Below are 16,877 nucleotides of genomic sequence, written 5' to 3' on the forward strand. Positions count from 1 at the left end.
AGTGATAACTCATTTATTATTGCACTATTTGACGATACTATTGTGACGCTAGATAATAGACCATGTAACTAAATGGTCTAAACAGACTAAATTATTGTTTTTTAAATAGATTTTACTTTTTTCTCATACAAAAGTTTACTTATATGACGCTACAAAACGCTTATCGATGTAGCGTTTGACGTACCAAATCCAGCGGCCTTGTAGGCTGTACTTACCCCAGCTACCGATAGCGTATATATCACCGCAGGACAATAAATATAGAGTACGCGCGCGTGGTTTGTACTCTTTTAACGGCTCATTAGCCAAGTACGCCATCAGATTGTTTGCTTCCACCGCGCCACCATGCACCGCGTGTACACCTGAATGTGCCACATCTTGGTCAGTGCGCGTTGCGACATCACCTACCGCGAATACATTGGCATGTGAAGTACTTTGCTGTACGGCGCTTACAGCGATGAAGCCTTTATCTACTGTTTTAAGAGTAGTATTCTTAGTCCAAGCTGCGCCCACCACGCCAGTCGCTGCGATGACACTGTTCATAGTCATCGACTTGGTATCAATAGCAAGTTGACTGTCTTTAAAGTCTTGCGCGCGTTCATAAATGACTGGAATATCTAGACGCTTAAGCTGCTTGATCACTCGCTGAGTGAATTTAGCATCGAACCCCGATAGCAAATCACGTCCGCAGACCAGATAAACCTGATGATTTGGATTAATGGCTTGTAAGGCGACTTTTGCCGCCATAACGATCTCGGTCGCCGCCGCCCCTGCACCAATAATAGCCAGTTGATAATCCTCAGATTGCTGCGCGTCTAATAAAATCTGCTGCCATGCTTGAACGAGATGATGTAGCGGACGTATGGGTATAACCTTATCGTTAGATACATCAACCACTGCTTGATTAGTAGATGACTGATTAAAAGAGGCGTGGTTCGAGAGGGATTGAGCGCGCGCAAGCCAGTCTAAATCAGTATCAGCACCGGTATTCAACGATAAGATGTCATAATCGTGATCGCCTTTATCGGCAGTTGCGACATTTTGCGCGTTTGCATCTACGCGAGTGATGGCGCTCTTGATGAGATCGACACCTGCCTGCTTACATAGTGACAAGACATCGATACTAATCTCATTGAGGCTATAATGTCCTGCCATCCAGCCAGGTAGCATGCCAGAATACAGGCTTTGTGATTGCTCGCTGATCATAGCGATGTCTAGATTATCTGGACGCTTGGTACGCAAACGGCGCAGCAAGCCAATATGAGCGTGACCGCCTCCTGCCAAGAGTAGTTTTTTTATCGATGAGTTTTTCATAGAGGTAAAGGCGCTTTTACAATTAATAATAATGGATAATGATAACTTTGTAGGTACATTAGTAAACCATAAATTTTATGGTAACGGGGCGAGCTAATGTAAGATAAAGACATAAATATATTTGACCCCACAAAGCTTTATGGTTAGATTAGCTGAAGCCTGTACTCATGACACAATAGGTCTGTCTTATTCAAAGTATACTTTTCTTGATTATCAGTTGGGTCTAAGACTCGCCACAAAAAAGTTAGGTCTAGGACTGATCACAAATAATAGAACAACACTACCTTATAGTATCTGCCATCACCTCGCTATTTTTAAGGAATTATTTATGCCTCATCCAGAGCAAATCACCTCCTCAGATAATACTCATTATCTCCATCATACTTTTTTTGAGCCAAGTGACACTAGCACCAAGATCACAGCAACCTTGCTTATCGTTCATGGTATGTGTGAGCACAGCGGACGCTATAGCGATTTTGCGCAGTTCTTGGCAGACGAGGGTGTCGCCGTTGCCACCTACGATCAACTCGGTCATGGCAAAACGGTTAAGACCTCAGATGAACTAGGATTCTTTGGTGATGAGCATCCTGTTCAATCACTGTTAAAGGATGTTATCGTCATGGCCGACAGTCTAAAAGAGCGTCACCCTGACGTACCGCATTTTGTCATGGGGCACTCTATGGGTTCGTTTATAGTCCGTAATGTGCTCAAGCATCACGCGCATAATTTTTCAGGGGCGATCCTTATGGGCACAGCAGACGCTAACCCCTTGACCAAAGTGCTACTGCCTGTCAGTAAACTACTGGCAAAAGCGGCGCCCAAAAAGACCAATCCTGTCTTTGCTAAAGTCATGAACAAAACGCTTAATAGCCAGTTGGATAATCGCATCTCATCGTCGCCTTTTGCCTGGATTAGTGAAAACCCAGACAATGTTGCTGCCTATGAGGCTGACCCGCTTACTGGTTTTGACTTTACCAATAACGGTTTTTTTGCTTTATTTACCTTGATGGACACAGGCCTGCGTAAGGGTTGGTCCACCACGATTGCTAAAGACTTCCCTATGCTGTTCGTCAGTGGTCAAAACGATCCTATCGGCGATATGGGTAGCGGCATTAACACTGTGGTGAATCGCTTAGAAAAACAAAGCTTCAGTAATGTAGAAGTGCAACTGTATTCCAACATGCGCCATGAGCCTTTGAATGAGCAAGATAATAAAACCGTCTATCAAGATATCTTGGTATGGATAGAGAATCATACTTCAAATGCTTAACCTTTGTATTGATACCAGTACTGCGCTCATTTGCTAAAAGACGCTAAATTGGCGACAATACGGCAAGTATCTTTTGATCAAATGATTTACTCGCAGCTCTACCCTTCATTTAATTACTAACCTTTTTAAGGATTTTTATGTCATTGCAACACACTATCGAACAAGCTTTTGAGAACCGTAACGAATATAGCCCAGCTACTATGCCACAAGACGTCCGTGATGCTATTGAGCAAGTACTTGAGCAACTCGACAACGGTAGTTTGCGTGTCGCTGAGAAAAAAGATGGCGAATGGGTGGTCAATCAGTGGGCCAAAAAAGCAGTACTGCTCTCGTTCCGTTTGAATGACAATTACGTTCAGTCTACAGGCGATCACCTCCAGTTCTATGACAAAGTGCCAACTAAGTTTGCTGATTGGACTGAAGCTCAATTCAAAGAAGCAGGCGTTCGCGTCGTACCACCTGCCGTGGCTCGTAAAGGTTCATACATAGCAGCAGGTGCGGTGTTGATGCCTTCATACGTCAATATCGGTGCATATGTCGATCAAGGTGCCATGGTCGATACATGGGCAACGGTTGGATCCTGTGCACAAATCGGTAAGAACGTGCATCTATCAGGCGGCGTTGGTATCGGCGGCGTATTGGAGCCATTACAGGCCAATCCGACTATCATCGAAGACAACTGCTTTATCGGAGCGCGCTCTGAGATCGTAGAAGGCGTAATCGTAGAAGAAGGCGCGGTCATCTCTATGGGCGTCTATATCGGTCAATCAACCAAGATTTATGATCGCGAAACGGGCGAGATTTATCGTGGCCGCGTACCAGCAGGTTCAGTCGTTGTCCCAGGATCATTACCTTCTGAGTGTGGTAAATATAGCTTATACGCTGCTATTATCGTCAAAAAGGTCGATGCGCAAACGCGTGCGAAGACGGCAGTTAATGAGCTGCTTCGTTTAGATTAAGCGCTACTTTTTGCCAAAAAGCTACTTTTGACAATGAACAGTTACCTGATATTAAACGACTAAAAAGATGCTGACAGGGCAACCTTCAGCGTCTTTTTTGCATCATAATTGCGTCAAGTATGGTCGCTTAAGTTATAATCTGTCTTTATTTTCTCTACCTTAGAGCCATCAAAGAGTATCTTCGTTATCTTTAATGATAATGGCTTGATTGCCTGATTACCCCTTAACTGTATTTGAAATATTATGACTTTAAGAAACGCCACCATTCCTGTCACTGATCCCGAAGCGGGTCTGCGCCTCACCGAGATATTCTACTCTTTGCAAGGCGAAGCGCTGACCTCAGGGTTGCCGACGATATTTGTGCGCCTAACCGGTTGTCCGCTCAGATGTGTCTACTGCGATACAGAATATGCTTTTACAGGTGGCGAGCGCCAATCGCTTGAAACCATCGTGGCAACGATAGCCAGCTTTCCATGCAAACGCATTTGTCTGACAGGCGGTGAGCCGCTCGCGCAGCCAAATGCGCTTGAGCTTATGAAGCGCTTACTGACTGATGGCTATGAGATATCCCTTGAGACGGCCGGTGCGTTGACGGTCAAAAACGTGCCGCCAGCCGTCAGCAAAGTCATGGATCTCAAAACGCCAAGCTCAGGTGAGGTGGACAAAAACTTATGGTCAAACTTAGATTACTTGACCCCGCATGATCAGATCAAGTTTGTCATTATGAACCGCGCTGATTATGACTGGGCAAAAGCAAAACTCATTGAGCATCAGCTCGATAAAGTGGTTGGAACGGTTTGGTTCTCTCCGATGTTTAACGTCGCCGATGATATCGATGAACAGTTCAGCCCTGACGTACCTGTACTGGCTCGCGAGTTGGCTGAGTGGATACTGACTGACGCCCTACCCGTACGCTTTCAGTTGCAATTGCATAAAATCATTTGGGCAGATGCAAAGGGCAAATAGTTATGTTCAATGCTTTAATTTTTCCTGATATTTTATTATATTTACTAGATATGATTGGGATCATTGCCTGTGCTATCGCTGGGACTTTACTTGCTCAGCACAAAGGGTTCGATATCGCAGGCTGCATTTTGGTATCGATGGTCAATGCTATCGGCGGCGGTACTTTGAGAGATATGGCATTAGATCGTCATCCTTTATTTTGGATGACTGATTTGAACTATGTCATCGTCATTACGATGACCTCTCTTATCTTGCAGATGTTCTTTCACCTCTACCACAAGATTGATAATGCGCTCAAACTCTTTGATGCTGTTGGTCTTGCTGCTTTTAGCGTGATTGGTTTCAAGGTCGCATTAAATCTAGGGGTAGCGCCACTCATTGCGGTAATGATGGGAGTATGGACGGCCATTCTTGGCGGTTTGCTACGTGATATTATCTGTAATGAGATACCGCTCGTGCTACAGCGTGAGATTTATATCACAGCGAGCGTTGCAGGCTCGGTCACCTACCTTTGCCTCCAGTACTTCGGTGTCAATGCAGGTCTTAATGAATTTATTATGCTTCTGGTTATCTTTTTCGTACGTATGCTTGCGCTCAGATTTGACTGGCATTTGCCTTCTATTCGTTTGGTACGATAAACGATACACTAGCTGCTTTTAATATTCCTACCTCTAAAATTTTGAGAATCCTATTTAGTGAGAGATTCATGCTAACGATTGCCTTGGATGCAGAGCTAATCACCACTTTTGATCCGCGATCTTTACTCTATTTGTTCGATATGATTGGTATCGTTGCCTGTAGTATCTCAGGTACGATACTGGCTAAGCACAAAAACTTCGATGTTTTTGGCTGTTTGCTAGTGTCTATCGTAACGGCTATCGGCGGCGGCACAGTTCGCGATGTTATCTTAGATCGTCATCCCCTATTTTGGATGGTTGATATGAGCTACCTAACGGTCATTACTATCTCATCACTTGTCATGCAGATATTCTTTCATCCCAACTCTATACGAGTCGATAAGTTCCTCAAACTCTCTGATACCATCGGTCTGTCAGCGTTTACTCTGATCGGTATCAAAGTCGCTGATAGTATGGGTGCGAACGTTCCCGTTGCTCTATTACTTGGCGTTATCACTATCATCGTCGGTGGTATTATCCGCGATATGATTTGTAATGAGATTCCACTGGTACTACAGCAGGAGATTTATATCTCCGCCGCTTTAACTGGCGGTATACTCTACTTTGCTTTGCGCAACTTAGGGTTAAGTGCTTGGATTACTGATATTGCGACGATGAGTACTATTTTTACGTTACGCATGCTAGCGATTCGCTTTGACTGGCAGTTCCCAACACTGCAATGGAGATACTAAAAAAGCGTCAACCTCGTTCCAAGGTAACGCTTTTTTCTGACGTGGCCTATAAATTTTTGTGCATTAATAGGTGTTTATAAATTACTATTTTAACTAGCGCTATTTACTAGAGCCAAATCTCTGACCATCAGTTGTAGACTCTGCTTGCCATTCCACTCATTAATATCTAATTGAAACAGTAGATGTACCTGCTCGGCGCGGTAATCCCACACCTCACTATCAAAGTTAAAGTAAATGGCCTCAATCGGATATTGTACATCAGGATATCGCAGTGATAGCTTAAGATGCTTGTCTTTTAATATCTTAAAACTGAGCACTTCAAAGACACCATCAAATATCGGCGGCGCAAAACCATGGCCCCAAATACTTGCACTGGCTAGGTGCTCAGCAAACCCCAAGCTAAAGTCGCAGCCTTGCAAAGATCCATCAGTGAATTTTTGCTCAGCGAATACTTCATCATCTAGCTGCGCCATCACCTCATCAAAAGCACTGACAAACCCATCAAAGTTGCGACGTTTTAACGTCAGGCCAGCCGCCATGGCATGACCACCGAAATGGCTGATAAGGTTAGGGTACTGCTCAGCTACTTGTTCGATCGCATCGCGGATATGCACACCAGCGATAGAACGCGCTGAGCCTTTAATAGGATCATCATCACCCGTACGCTCTGTATTGGCAGGAGCAAAGACGATGCTGGGTCGATAATGACTTTCTTTTAACCGTCCTGCCACGATACCGATGACGCCTTGATGCCAGTCGTCTTTGTATAGAATAATACTACGGCTAGTGTCATTCTTAGCCTGCTTATTAAAAGGTGCATCAGTAGCGTTGTCGACTGTGTTAACGTTGTCATGACAAATGATGTCGTCATTATCATGACTGATCGTTATATCAGGCTCATCATCGCTGTTATCGTCTGCTAAAGTTTGCACGATAGTATCCGCTTGCGCACGCATCTCGCCTTCAACCTGACGGCGCGTGCGATTGAGCTGTTCAAGCTCTTGCGCCAAACGCTGCGCGGTGCTCCAGTCATCGGCCAGCAGGCATTCAATACCGATACGCATATTATCCATGCGACCGGCGGCATTGATACGCGGTCCTAATACAAATCCAAAGTCCTGCGCTTGCATTTGCTTGGGATCACGTCCTGCCTGCTCAAGCAGTGCCAGTATACCTACACTACAGCGTCCTTGACGAATCGCGGCAAGTCCATGATGCACGAGAGTACGATTATTCTTATCAAGCACCCCAACATCAGCAATCGTCCCAAGCGCGACCAAATCCAGATATTGACTCACTTGAACCGTAGACTTGTCCGCCTCGCGGCGCAATCTTGCCAAACGTCCTAGTACATAGAAGGCTACGCCAACGCCAACGAGTGCTTTACTCGCAAAGCTGCAATCTACCTGATTAGGGTTGACCACCGCTTCAGCGGACGGTACTGTCTTAGTCGTTAAATGGTGATCAGTAATGATCACGATGATACCGTTAGCTTGGGCGCGCGCCACGCCTTCATGACTTGAGATACCATTATCGACCGTTACGATCATATCAGGATGATAAGTCTCTATACCCAGCTCGACGATTTCAGGCGTCAGCCCATAACCGTACTTGAAGCGATCGGGCACGATAAAGTCAACGACTGCGCCCATAGCACTCAGCGCGCGTATCATGAGTGCGGTACTGGTGGCGCCATCACAATCAAAGTCGCCGACGATAAGAATACGCAAACCCTCGTCAATAGCTTGATCAAGCAGACGAACTGCCTCTGTGACGCCGTGCAGGTGTTCCGCTGGCAATAGTCCTGATAGACCCGTCTCTAGTTCGTTGGGCGCAGTGATACCGCGACCTGCATATAGTCTAGCGAGGGTTAAGGATTGGGCGGCAAGGGACTGCAATGCAGCGGGCAACTCGTCATTACAAGTTGCGGTATAACGGGGGGTTAAATTTAGCATGAGCGTATTCTACTGGCTTTTATAGACAGTCACAATGCTAATAGGCACTGTTAAACAATAATACTATCAACTGATATCACTTGAATATTTGCAAATCTTAGACATTGAAATATAGGATCAATGTAGCGAGACTTGTCGTCTTATTTACAAAAACTGTGCACTCTCACAGTAATTCTCTGCATTTCGCTACAAACCTATAATTGCATAGCGCTCACAAATGATTAAAATATTAGGCAGTATAATCATTCATTCTAACTATTAATTCTCTTGATTATTAATTAACATAGCAATTACTTATCAACTTCAACCTGCTAGTTATACCTTGACCATTGAATCACTTAAAAGGATATTTTATGAAAACGACTCCCGCCGCTGAAAAACTCCCTAACACGATTGATCCAAACTTAGATCTTGAACAAGTTAAAAAAGACTGCAAAAAACTGGTCAAACAACGTGCAAAATACTCCGCTGGCGTAGCCGTGGTACCTGTACCCTTTTTTGATGTAGCAGTGGACGCTGGTATGCTCACCCAGCTTATTCCTGATATTAGCGAACGTTTTGGTCTAATTAAAGGACGCGATTCTGCCATTGATCTAGAATCACGTGAAGTGCATTGGAAAGAGCTTAAGAATCGTACGGTAGACTTTGCCGGTCTGATGGCAACACGCGGTATCGTCAAAAAAACCATTCAAGGTTTTGGTGGTCGCATTGCTGCTAAACAAGTGACGAAGTTTATCCCGCTAGGCGGTCAGCTAGTTGCGGCGACGATGGGCTATACCATATTCAAAAAAATTGCGAACGATCATGTCGAAGAGTGCTATAAGCTAGCCAAAGATATTCAAAAGAAACAACATAGTAAGAACGTTTAAACACTGTTAGATACTGATTTTATATCACCAGCTAAGATAACTTAGCTGGTTTTTTTTGTTCTTGATGACTTGTGGGCCGTTCACGCTATACTTACCCATATGTCCTCTTAGATTAACCAGTAATGACTCAAACGCTTATACACTACTTTTTGCACTTCGGTATGCCGCTACTCATAGCTTACGTATTCTTCCGTCATGACTACAAACGCGTTTATCTAATTTTGCTTGCTACTATGCTGGTCGATTTAGACCATTTGCTAGCCACGCCGATATTCTCGCCTAATCGCTGTAGTATTAACTTTCATCCCCTTCACACTTATTACGCTATGATCATCTATATCGCCATGTTATTTTTCAGAAAACCCTATAAAATAATAGGGCTGGGGTTGATACTTCATATGCTCACTGACTTAAATGATTGCGTGCTGAACTATCTTATTTGTCCTGAATGCCTGCAAGATGCGCCCGCTCTTGATTTAGTGATAGGATTAAGCGATATGTTTAAGTATTAGGGCATCACTTTTAGCGTGCAAATCAGTTACTATGCTTTGGTACCTATCCTCAATTCATGAATACTAAAGGACGCTTTTATGAAAAAGTTATTACTTTCAACCACCCTGCTTGCCACCTTTGCAATAGCAGGATGTACAACGACAGGTGGAACCAATAATTCAGGCAATGCTATCGGCACGGCGAATGAGATCGGTATGAATGTGTTCAAAGCCGCTATCGACAATCAATGTCGCAGCCAGATTGAGAATCAAAAAACATGGCAGATCGCCAGTGTCGCGATGAGTGAAGCTCAAGAAGAAGCGGTAAAAACTCGAGTATGTGGCTGCGTTAGTGAACAAGCCCCACAGCAAGTCACCATCGTTGAGCTAGGGAATGCCGCTATCGATGCCAACTATCGCACTCAGTTGGTCGCACGAGTCGTCGCCAAATCTCTTCAAAGCTGCTATGGCAGTATTGTGTCTCCATAAAAACACGAAAATTTTGGATAAAAAAAGCGCGATATACATTCAATGAACGTATATCGCGCTTTATTGTAATTGTGAGATAAACTTCGAACCACTACTTATGACAACTATCAGATATCAAATATGATTTCGAGTGATAGGCTCAGGCTGCATAGCTACTGGTAGGATTCTACTCCGACGAAAGTATTTAGACCCGCTACTGATAATGTCATTCACGCCATCAACTAAATCTTCGATAACATCATCATAAATACCGTGATACAACTCAGTTTCAAAAGCAGTAAAGGGATGTTTACGAGCAGCGGCTCTAACATCAGTAATGCCTTCTTTGCTATAAAAAATATTGACCGAACCATCGCTGTTTAACACACAAGTCAAATCACCCCCATCAACGACGATATCGATACGCTCAGGTATAAAGATATAATCGTCTACATCTAATAATTCTTTTTCTACGCCCTTTTTAAATAGTGCTGCGACATCCATGGTTGTACCCTTAATTGCGATTCAAAATTCTTTAAAACTTAATAACTAGCATTTAGTACTTGTCATTTTCACTAATAAGGTCATCATTCCCTAAGGCCGCTCCCATAGGCAGAACTTTATTAATGCGAAAGTATTTAGAGTGACTGCCAATAATATCATTAACACTGTCGATCAAATCTTCAATAACGTCATCATAAATACCATGATGGAGTTCGGTATCAAAATCGGTAAAAGGATGCTTGCGCGCGGCGGCTCTCACATCAGTGATACCTTTCTTGCTATAAAAAATATTAACAGAACCATCACTATTGAGGACACAGTTCAAGTTTCCCTCATCTACCACCATGTCAATGCGCTCAGGCGTAAAGATATAATCATCTACATCAAGCAGTTGTTTTTCTACGCCCTTTTTGAATAACGATGCAACGTCCATAACCATAACCTTATTAAAATATTTTAGAATTTCATATATATATCTATATATATATATATATCTAGCGAACAATTTTCCTAGAGTTTGAAAGGTCATACTCTACATATAAATAGTATAAGAAGCAGCTGACTATTTTAAGGTAGGATATGTAAAACTGCGTTTGTGGTTGGTAAGGGTGGTTTAAATATATGACGCTTATAAAAAAAAGGTCATAGGAAGTTAGTTGTCCTTTTAGGCTAAAAAAAACGAGTCACCTAGAGGGCAACTCGCTCTACTCTTCACAAGCGAGTTTCTAAAATACTAAGCTCTTAGAGCAAGTGCGCTTTTAGCTCTAGCACTTTGTCACGAGTTTTTGCGGCGTCCTCAAACTTGAGATCACGAGAGAATTGCTTCATCAGCTTCTCTAGGCGCTTGATCTCTTTGGCGAGCAAATCAGGACTACGCAAGATACTGATATCAACATCTGGCAGATTGCTCTTGACTGGAATCGCTTGATTGTCATTGGCGTCCAAATCATCACCCGTATCGATCTTATCCGTAATACTTCGGCGCGCACCTCTTGGCGTAATGTTATGCTTAAGGTTAAAGGCGACCTGTTTTTCGCGGCGACGGTCGGTCTCATCTATCGCCTTTTGCATACTTGGGGTAATGCGATCGGCGTAGAGAATAGCCTTGCCATTTAAGTGACGAGCTGCGCGACCAATCGTCTGAATAAGCGCGCGCTCTGAGCGCAAAAAGCCCTCTTTGTCCGCATCGAATATCGCGACCAGTGAGACCTCAGGCATATCTAGACCTTCACGCAGTAGGTTAATGCCGACCAGTACATCATGCACACCCGTACGTAGCTCATGAATAATCTGCATGCGCTCAACGGTATCAATATCCGAGTGCAAATAAGCGACTTTGACATCGTACTCTTTAAGATAACTGGTCAAATCCTCTGACATGCGCTTAGTTAAAGTAGTAATCAATACGCGCTCATCAACCTCACGGCGCTTGGTAATCTCTGACAGCACATCATCGACTTGCGTCAGCACAGGACGTATCTCAATCTCAGGATCAATCAGACCTGTCGGACGTACCAGCTGCTCGACGACTTGCTCACTGTGCTCATATTCGTAGAGCGCAGGCGTCGCGCTCACATAAATGGTTTTGGGCTTGATACGTTCCCACTCTTCAAACTTCATCGGGCGGTTATTCATCGCACTTGGCAAACGAAAACCATAATTGACCAAGTTCTCTTTACGTGAGCGATCGCCTTTATACATCGCGCCAATTTGCGATACCGTAACATGAGACTCATCGAGAAACAACAGCGCGTCCTCTGGAATATAATCAAACAAAGTTGGCGGCGCCTCCCCTGATGGTCGACCAGAGAGATGCTGTGAGTAGTTCTCAATACCGTTACAGTAACCGAGTTGCTGAATCATCTCAAGATCATATTGGGTACGTTCTTTGAGGCGCTGTGCTTCAATCAGCTTGTTGTTCTCACGGAAATACTCAAGTCGCGGTTCAAGCTCCTCACGAATGGTAATACTAGCAGCGTCCAGCTTGTTACGCGGCGTCACATAATGCGACTTGGGATAGATGGTGATACGTGGCACGCTACGCACGGTCTTGCCCGTTAACGGGTCAAACCAAGTAATCTTTTCAACTTCGTTATCGAATAGATGCACGCGCACTGCCAGCTGCTCGGATTCAGCGGGATAGATATCTAGTAGCTCTCCGCGCAAGCGATACGTACCGCGTCCAAAGTCTAGCTCATTGCGCGTATATTGCATCTCAACCAAACGCTTGATCGTCGCCGTACGGTCTATCTTGTCACCGACGACGATATGGAGCAGCATTTTGAGATAACTCTCAGGATCGCCCAAGCCATAGATACAAGAGACTGACGCAACGATAATCGCATCGCGGCGCTCAAGTAGGGCGCGCGTAGCAGATAAGCGCATCTGATCGATATGATCATTAATGGCACTGTCTTTTTCGATAAAAGTATCACTTGCCGCGACATAGGCCTCAGGCTGATAATAATCGTAATAGCTGACGAAATACTCAACAGCGTTGTTGGGAAAGAACGATTTGAACTCACCATATAGCTGGGCTGCTAACGTCTTGTTGTGCGCCATGATAATGGTTGGGCGCTGAGTCTCACTGATGACTTTTGCCATCGTATAAGTCTTGCCAGAACCCGTCACCCCAAGTAGTAACTGCTCATCCATACCGCTATTGATACCATTGACGAGTTTTTTGATAGCTTGCGGCTGATCGCCTGCCGGCTCAAATTCAGTCACCATCTCAAAGGCGCGGCTTGATATTTGCGTTCCAGATGCATTAACGCCGATGATCTCAGCTTCGCCTTGGAGTTGAGTGGCCAATTGATTTAATTGACGCGACGAGCGCGGTTCAGGCATACGCATAGGGGCTGTCTTTTTCAATAGATTTATAACGATATGGGGTTTTGCTTGTGTTTTTAAAGGTAATTTGATGCCCTAAACGCATTGTTTTTTATGGAGTGTACTGCTACAAAATGTACAATAAGATGCTGGGATACTCAGGTAGAGTCGTTGACGATACTTGTGAGTTGTCCCCTATTATCTATTGAGGAATGAGATATGAGGGGTCATTGTTTATGTGCCAAAGTTTATGTGTCAAAGTGACTGTTAACGTTGCAGATATCAATATCAAGAATTCAACTCAGCAAGAATTGTTTGATAAGTTCGTCAATAGCAGTACAAATTTCAAAGATTAGCTGACTATATTTACAAAGCTTTTCACGATTAACAAACCTCTTACACGACCACTCAATAAAGCCTAACGCTAGAGGGTTCCAATCTTGGCTCAAGGTGCTATTATCGATACTGATTCAACAGGCAAGTAATTGATTACTTGTTCTACTAATCAAATAACTAGAATTAAAAACAAATTCAATAACGGAGCATAATATGAGAGAACGTTACGCAAGTGGTATTACTGACGATACAGCGAATAAAATGGTCGATTTATTAAACTCGAATCTAGCGAACCTAATGGATTTGAGCATGGATACCAAACAGTGCCATTGGAATTTGCAAGGTACTGGCTTTATCGGTGTGCATCAATTACTAGACGATACCTATGATCGTTTGACAGAAGCTTTCGATACAGTCGCTGAGCGCATTGTTATCTTAGGCGGTAAAGCCAATGGTATCTCTAAGCGTGTCGCTGAAGATTCTATTTTAGAGACCTACCCAACCGATATTACTGAAGTGGATCAACATGTTCGCGAATTGACCAATCGCTATAAGACAATCGCAAAGACATTACGCGAAGCTATCGACACTGCTGGTGATGCTGGTGATGAAGACACCGCTGATCTATTGACAGAAGTAAGCCGCGTAGTCGACAAAGATGCTTGGTTCATCGGTGCCAATGCGCCTAAGAAATAGTATTTTTGATAATCGCCACTGAACCTAAATGCCGTTAAACCTAAGTAATAGAGAACAAAAAAGGTCACCTACATGGTGACCTTTTTTGTTCTGAGTAGCTATGCTTTTTCATTCTCTTGCTTTTGCATCATTGTTGGATTCTCAATCGGCCCATCGAGATCGCAACTAGGACGATTTGAGCTTTGCATACGTAACTGCTTACGTTCAAACGCCGCATCAGCGCGGCACTGCTGCATTGAATTTTTCGTATCGAGTGGCGGTGCTGGCGTCGGCTTACCATTGTCATCAATTGCTACCATGGTGAAATAGCAGCTGTTGGTATGTCGAATGGTACGAGCACGCACGTCTTCTGCTTCAACCCGAATCCCGACCTCCATCGAAGTATTGCCAACGTAGTTGACACTAGCTGCAAAAGTGACTAGCTCACCGACGTAAATAGGCTCACGGAACATAACCTGATCCACTGACAAGGTCACGACATAGTTACCGCTGTAACGACTAGCGCACGCATAAGCTACCTGATCAAGCATCTTGAGTAAATCACCACCATGGACATTTCCAATGAAGTTTGCCATATCTGGCGTCATCAATATCGACATGTATAGTTCATGATTAAGCGGCGCTTTTTTTGCTGTAGATGAGGTATTAGATTGAGCCATAAGTATCCTTTTGTACTACTTATTAATAGCAGTATTATTAGTTTGTGCTTAGTGTAACGCAAATAAATACTTATACCATAACGGCTTGTAACCGCACTTTTATTCCTATGTAGGCATGTATTTAAAGCTTTTAGCTTAACCAGTTAAAGTGATAAGCCATCCATGCTGCAATCGCACTCACTGACCCTGTCAGTATACCGCCCCATGCAAAGTCCACAAGCGCAGTATCTAGAGTAAAGCCTTTGTATAGTGCAAGGTTAGTAAAGTCGTAAGTACCATACGCCATCAATCCAATGAGACCGCCTAACAAGAAAATATGACCAATTGAGGCGCCAGCCTTGATCTGTGGATATAACACCAAAATACACAGTGCTAGTATGTAGAACATATAGAACACGCCAGCTGCTATCATATTTGGTTCATCGGCGAGCAGGTGACCGATACGCTTTTCATAAAACGCGCCTTTCATCGTCGTCAGCCAAACGGCATCAACGGCCAAAAATATGATAACAGCAGCTAGATAAATAAAGACATAACCCATAATCAAATCCTTTTATTATATTCTCATATTTTAATCAAAACTAAAGATCATCCAGATAGCATTTAGTTACTGCTCTATTATCTATTCGTTAAGCCCGCGCCAAATGCTTTAGTAGCTAAGGTTAGCCTATTACTCTATGTTCTTCATCATTATCAGCGATAAGTCTCTACCGCAGGAACATCGGAGAAATGCAAGATATCGATATTGTCAGGTTTTACTGCCGTTAGCTGTACCACACCTATCGTACGCTCCAAAAACCCACCCTCGCAGTAACAGAAGTAAAACTCCCACAAGCGAATAAAAGCCTCATCATATCCAAGCGCTTTAATCTCCTCGCGCTGCGACATAAAAGCGTTGCGCCAGTCTCTGAGTGTATGCGCATAATCAAAGCCATAATCATGCAATTGTTTGATGACCATATCAGTCTGCTCAGTGAACTGCGTATTGAGCTCTTGATTGGAGAGCAGACAGCCCCCTGGGAAAATATGCGTCTGGATAAAATCGACCGAATCTATGTAGTCCTCATAATTCTGATCGTTAAAGGTGATAGCTTGTAATACCATAAGTCCCATCGGTTTAAGCAAATCATTACACTTTGCAAAAAACGTTGGCAGATACTCATGACCGACCGCCTCAATCATCTCGATGCTGACAAGCTTATCGAACTGTCCTGTGAGCTCACGGTAGTCCTGCTTGAGCAAAGTAATTTTGTCTGATAAGCCAGCCGCCTCGACCCGCGCCTGCGCCTCGCTGTACTGTGCATCAGAGATAGTCGTCGTCGTCACATGACAGCCATAATGCTCGGCTGCGTAAATGGCAAAGCCGCCCCAACCCGTACCGATCTCGATCACATGATCATCAGCGCTCAATTGTAAGCGCTTACATATTAGCGCCAGCTTATGCTGCTGCGCATCGGCAAGCGTCGCCTCAGGATTTTTGTATACGGCAGATGAATACATCATTGTCTCATCCAAGAAGCGCTGATACATGTCATTACCCAAGTCATAATGCGCTAGGATATTGGATTTTGATCCTGATTGATCATTGCTACGCAACTGATGCTTGGCTTTTTCAAACGTCTTACTGATGCCTGCAAAGCGGTTCTCTAATTTATTGAGTACCGCTAGATTTCGCGCGGCCAAGCGTATTAATCCCGTCAGATCATCTGTATCCCAATCCCCATTGATGTAGCTATCTGCCAACGCGATAGAGCCACCAAACAACAGCTGACGATAGACGCTGGTATTATGAATAGTCAAAGTCACTTGCAATGCATGACGACCGACTGCCGAGCTACTTTTTATATTTGATGAGGTATTGCCAAAACGATGGGTGTCAACAGACTGACCTTCAAAGTCCTCAATGACCGTTATACCACCGAAGCGGACCCGTTTTAGCGCTTCAAATACCGCTTTTCTTGCCAGAGTACTCACGCCGTTATTGACAGGTTGCAAAAGAGCACTGTCACTAAGCGTCTGACTAATGCGCGCATTGATCTTCTCTAGTCTTGTTGTAGGCTTACGTTCGGTCGGTCGTACTGACATTGTTTCGATATCCTTTTATACACTTAAGATAAGCGGTTGTTTCGGTAGATAGTTTTATTAAGATGAGTAGTTCAAGGCAATTTTTTACCTTAAATATGATCAAAAAATAC

17 protein-coding genes are annotated in these 16,877 nt (G+C 43.9%); 9 read left to right on the forward strand and 8 right to left on the reverse strand.

Features of this window, described 5'->3' with window-relative positions:
- Positions 1-135 precede the first annotated feature (135 nt).
- The gene (locus tag ACR64G_RS08510; RefSeq protein ID WP_435978876.1) at positions 136-1,311 is read right to left on the reverse strand and encodes an FAD-dependent oxidoreductase; all 1,176 of its coding nucleotides are present in this window, start codon (positions 1,309-1,311) and stop codon (positions 136-138) included.
- A 328-nt stretch (positions 1,312-1,639) separates the two neighbouring features.
- On the opposite strand from ACR64G_RS08510, the gene ACR64G_RS08515 reads away from it, so the two are divergent.
- The 5 genes from ACR64G_RS08515 (at position 1,640) to ACR64G_RS08535 (ending at position 5,875) form a co-directional block, all read left to right on the forward strand.
- A complete protein-coding gene (locus tag ACR64G_RS08515) occupies positions 1,640-2,581 on the forward strand; it encodes an alpha/beta fold hydrolase (RefSeq protein ID WP_435978877.1) in 942 nt (313 codons plus the stop codon).
- 137 nt (positions 2,582-2,718) lie between these two features.
- Positions 2,719-3,540, forward strand: coding sequence for a 2,3,4,5-tetrahydropyridine-2,6-dicarboxylate N-succinyltransferase (gene dapD, locus ACR64G_RS08520; protein WP_435978878.1), 822 nt, complete (start codon positions 2,719-2,721; stop codon positions 3,538-3,540).
- A gap of 243 nt (positions 3,541-3,783) precedes the next feature.
- Positions 3,784-4,506, forward strand: coding sequence for a 7-carboxy-7-deazaguanine synthase QueE (gene queE, locus ACR64G_RS08525; RefSeq protein ID WP_435978879.1), 723 nt, complete (start codon positions 3,784-3,786; stop codon positions 4,504-4,506).
- Between the two features lie 2 nt (positions 4,507-4,508).
- Positions 4,509-5,144: a trimeric intracellular cation channel family protein gene (locus ACR64G_RS08530; RefSeq protein WP_435978880.1), complete on the forward strand. Its 636-nt coding sequence runs from the start codon at positions 4,509-4,511 to the stop codon at positions 5,142-5,144.
- 68 nt (positions 5,145-5,212) lie between these two features.
- The gene (locus ACR64G_RS08535; protein ID WP_435978881.1) at positions 5,213-5,875 is read left to right on the forward strand and encodes a trimeric intracellular cation channel family protein; all 663 of its coding nucleotides are present in this window, start codon (positions 5,213-5,215) and stop codon (positions 5,873-5,875) included.
- A gap of 89 nt (positions 5,876-5,964) precedes the next feature.
- On the opposite strand, the gene recJ is transcribed toward ACR64G_RS08535, so the two are convergent.
- Positions 5,965-7,830 (reverse strand): single-stranded-DNA-specific exonuclease RecJ, encoded by a 1,866-nt coding sequence (gene recJ / locus ACR64G_RS08540; protein ID WP_435978882.1) that lies wholly within the window; start codon positions 7,828-7,830, stop codon positions 5,965-5,967.
- 353 nt (positions 7,831-8,183) lie between these two features.
- Between recJ and ACR64G_RS08545 the strand changes: the two genes are divergently transcribed.
- The 3 genes from ACR64G_RS08545 to ACR64G_RS08555 all read left to right on the forward strand — a co-directional run bounded on the left by ACR64G_RS08545 (position 8,184) and on the right by ACR64G_RS08555 (position 9,679).
- Positions 8,184-8,699: a hypothetical protein gene (locus ACR64G_RS08545; protein ID WP_435978883.1), complete on the forward strand. Its 516-nt coding sequence runs from the start codon at positions 8,184-8,186 to the stop codon at positions 8,697-8,699.
- A gap of 122 nt (positions 8,700-8,821) precedes the next feature.
- Positions 8,822-9,211 carry a DUF6122 family protein gene (locus tag ACR64G_RS08550; protein ID WP_435978884.1) on the forward strand — a complete coding sequence of 130 codons (390 nt, stop codon included), beginning with the start codon at positions 8,822-8,824 and terminating at the stop codon, positions 9,209-9,211.
- A 78-nt stretch (positions 9,212-9,289) separates the two neighbouring features.
- Positions 9,290-9,679, forward strand: coding sequence for a hypothetical protein (locus ACR64G_RS08555; protein ID WP_435978885.1), 390 nt, complete (start codon positions 9,290-9,292; stop codon positions 9,677-9,679).
- A gap of 114 nt (positions 9,680-9,793) precedes the next feature.
- Here the strand turns inward: ACR64G_RS08555 and ACR64G_RS08560 are convergent, their stop codons facing one another.
- The 3 genes from ACR64G_RS08560 to uvrB form a co-directional block, all read right to left on the reverse strand.
- On the reverse strand, positions 9,794-10,162 hold the full coding sequence (locus ACR64G_RS08560; protein WP_435978886.1) for a hypothetical protein: 369 nt from the start codon (positions 10,160-10,162) through the stop codon (positions 9,794-9,796).
- A 52-nt stretch (positions 10,163-10,214) separates the two neighbouring features.
- A complete protein-coding gene (locus ACR64G_RS08565) occupies positions 10,215-10,595 on the reverse strand; it encodes a hypothetical protein (protein ID WP_435978887.1) in 381 nt (126 codons plus the stop codon).
- A gap of 308 nt (positions 10,596-10,903) precedes the next feature.
- Positions 10,904-13,015 (reverse strand): excinuclease ABC subunit UvrB, encoded by a 2,112-nt coding sequence (gene uvrB, locus ACR64G_RS08570; protein ID WP_435978888.1) that lies wholly within the window; start codon positions 13,013-13,015, stop codon positions 10,904-10,906.
- A gap of 525 nt (positions 13,016-13,540) precedes the next feature.
- On the opposite strand from uvrB, the gene dps reads away from it, so the two are divergent.
- The gene (gene dps / locus ACR64G_RS08575; RefSeq protein WP_435978889.1) at positions 13,541-14,023 is read left to right on the forward strand and encodes a DNA starvation/stationary phase protection protein Dps; all 483 of its coding nucleotides are present in this window, start codon (positions 13,541-13,543) and stop codon (positions 14,021-14,023) included.
- 98 nt (positions 14,024-14,121) lie between these two features.
- Here dps and ACR64G_RS08580 read toward each other — a convergent pair whose 3' ends face one another.
- From ACR64G_RS08580 to ACR64G_RS08590, 3 genes are all read right to left on the reverse strand, one after another.
- Positions 14,122-14,682: an acyl-CoA thioesterase gene (locus ACR64G_RS08580; RefSeq protein WP_435978890.1), complete on the reverse strand. Its 561-nt coding sequence runs from the start codon at positions 14,680-14,682 to the stop codon at positions 14,122-14,124.
- 130 nt (positions 14,683-14,812) lie between these two features.
- Positions 14,813-15,223 carry a DUF2177 family protein gene (locus tag ACR64G_RS08585; RefSeq protein ID WP_435978891.1) on the reverse strand — a complete coding sequence of 137 codons (411 nt, stop codon included), beginning with the start codon at positions 15,221-15,223 and terminating at the stop codon, positions 14,813-14,815.
- 152 nt (positions 15,224-15,375) lie between these two features.
- Complete coding sequence (locus tag ACR64G_RS08590) at positions 15,376-16,767, reverse strand: class I SAM-dependent methyltransferase (protein ID WP_435978892.1); 1,392 nt, start codon at positions 16,765-16,767, stop codon at positions 15,376-15,378.
- Positions 16,768-16,877 lie beyond the last annotated feature (110 nt).

Source organism: Psychrobacter sp. DM4, assembly GCF_051307035.1.
Taxonomy (GTDB): domain Bacteria; phylum Pseudomonadota; class Gammaproteobacteria; order Pseudomonadales; family Moraxellaceae; genus Psychrobacter.

Excerpts from the sequence above, each read along its gene's own strand:
- ACR64G_RS08510 (WP_435978876.1), bottom strand. The coding sequence starts at position 1,311 with ATGAAAAACTCATCGATAAAAAAACTACTCTTGGCAGGAGGCGGTCAC.
- ACR64G_RS08515 (WP_435978877.1), top strand. The coding sequence starts at position 1,640 with ATGCCTCATCCAGAGCAAATCACCTCCTCAGATAATACTCATTATCTC.
- dapD (WP_435978878.1), top strand. The coding sequence starts at position 2,719 with ATGTCATTGCAACACACTATCGAACAAGCTTTTGAGAACCGTAACGAA.
- queE (WP_435978879.1), top strand. The coding sequence starts at position 3,784 with ATGACTTTAAGAAACGCCACCATTCCTGTCACTGATCCCGAAGCGGGT.
- ACR64G_RS08530 (WP_435978880.1), top strand. The coding sequence starts at position 4,509 with ATGTTCAATGCTTTAATTTTTCCTGATATTTTATTATATTTACTAGAT.
- ACR64G_RS08535 (WP_435978881.1), top strand. The coding sequence starts at position 5,213 with ATGCTAACGATTGCCTTGGATGCAGAGCTAATCACCACTTTTGATCCG.
- recJ (WP_435978882.1), bottom strand. The coding sequence starts at position 7,830 with ATGCTAAATTTAACCCCCCGTTATACCGCAACTTGTAATGACGAGTTG.
- ACR64G_RS08545 (WP_435978883.1), top strand. The coding sequence starts at position 8,184 with ATGAAAACGACTCCCGCCGCTGAAAAACTCCCTAACACGATTGATCCA.
- ACR64G_RS08550 (WP_435978884.1), top strand. The coding sequence starts at position 8,822 with ATGACTCAAACGCTTATACACTACTTTTTGCACTTCGGTATGCCGCTA.
- ACR64G_RS08555 (WP_435978885.1), top strand. The coding sequence starts at position 9,290 with ATGAAAAAGTTATTACTTTCAACCACCCTGCTTGCCACCTTTGCAATA.
- ACR64G_RS08560 (WP_435978886.1), bottom strand. The coding sequence starts at position 10,162 with ATGGATGTCGCAGCACTATTTAAAAAGGGCGTAGAAAAAGAATTATTA.
- ACR64G_RS08565 (WP_435978887.1), bottom strand. The coding sequence starts at position 10,595 with ATGGACGTTGCATCGTTATTCAAAAAGGGCGTAGAAAAACAACTGCTT.
- uvrB (WP_435978888.1), bottom strand. The coding sequence starts at position 13,015 with ATGCGTATGCCTGAACCGCGCTCGTCGCGTCAATTAAATCAATTGGCC.
- dps (WP_435978889.1), top strand. The coding sequence starts at position 13,541 with ATGAGAGAACGTTACGCAAGTGGTATTACTGACGATACAGCGAATAAA.
- ACR64G_RS08580 (WP_435978890.1), bottom strand. The coding sequence starts at position 14,682 with ATGGCTCAATCTAATACCTCATCTACAGCAAAAAAAGCGCCGCTTAAT.
- ACR64G_RS08585 (WP_435978891.1), bottom strand. The coding sequence starts at position 15,223 with ATGGGTTATGTCTTTATTTATCTAGCTGCTGTTATCATATTTTTGGCC.
- ACR64G_RS08590 (WP_435978892.1), bottom strand. The coding sequence starts at position 16,767 with ATGTCAGTACGACCGACCGAACGTAAGCCTACAACAAGACTAGAGAAG.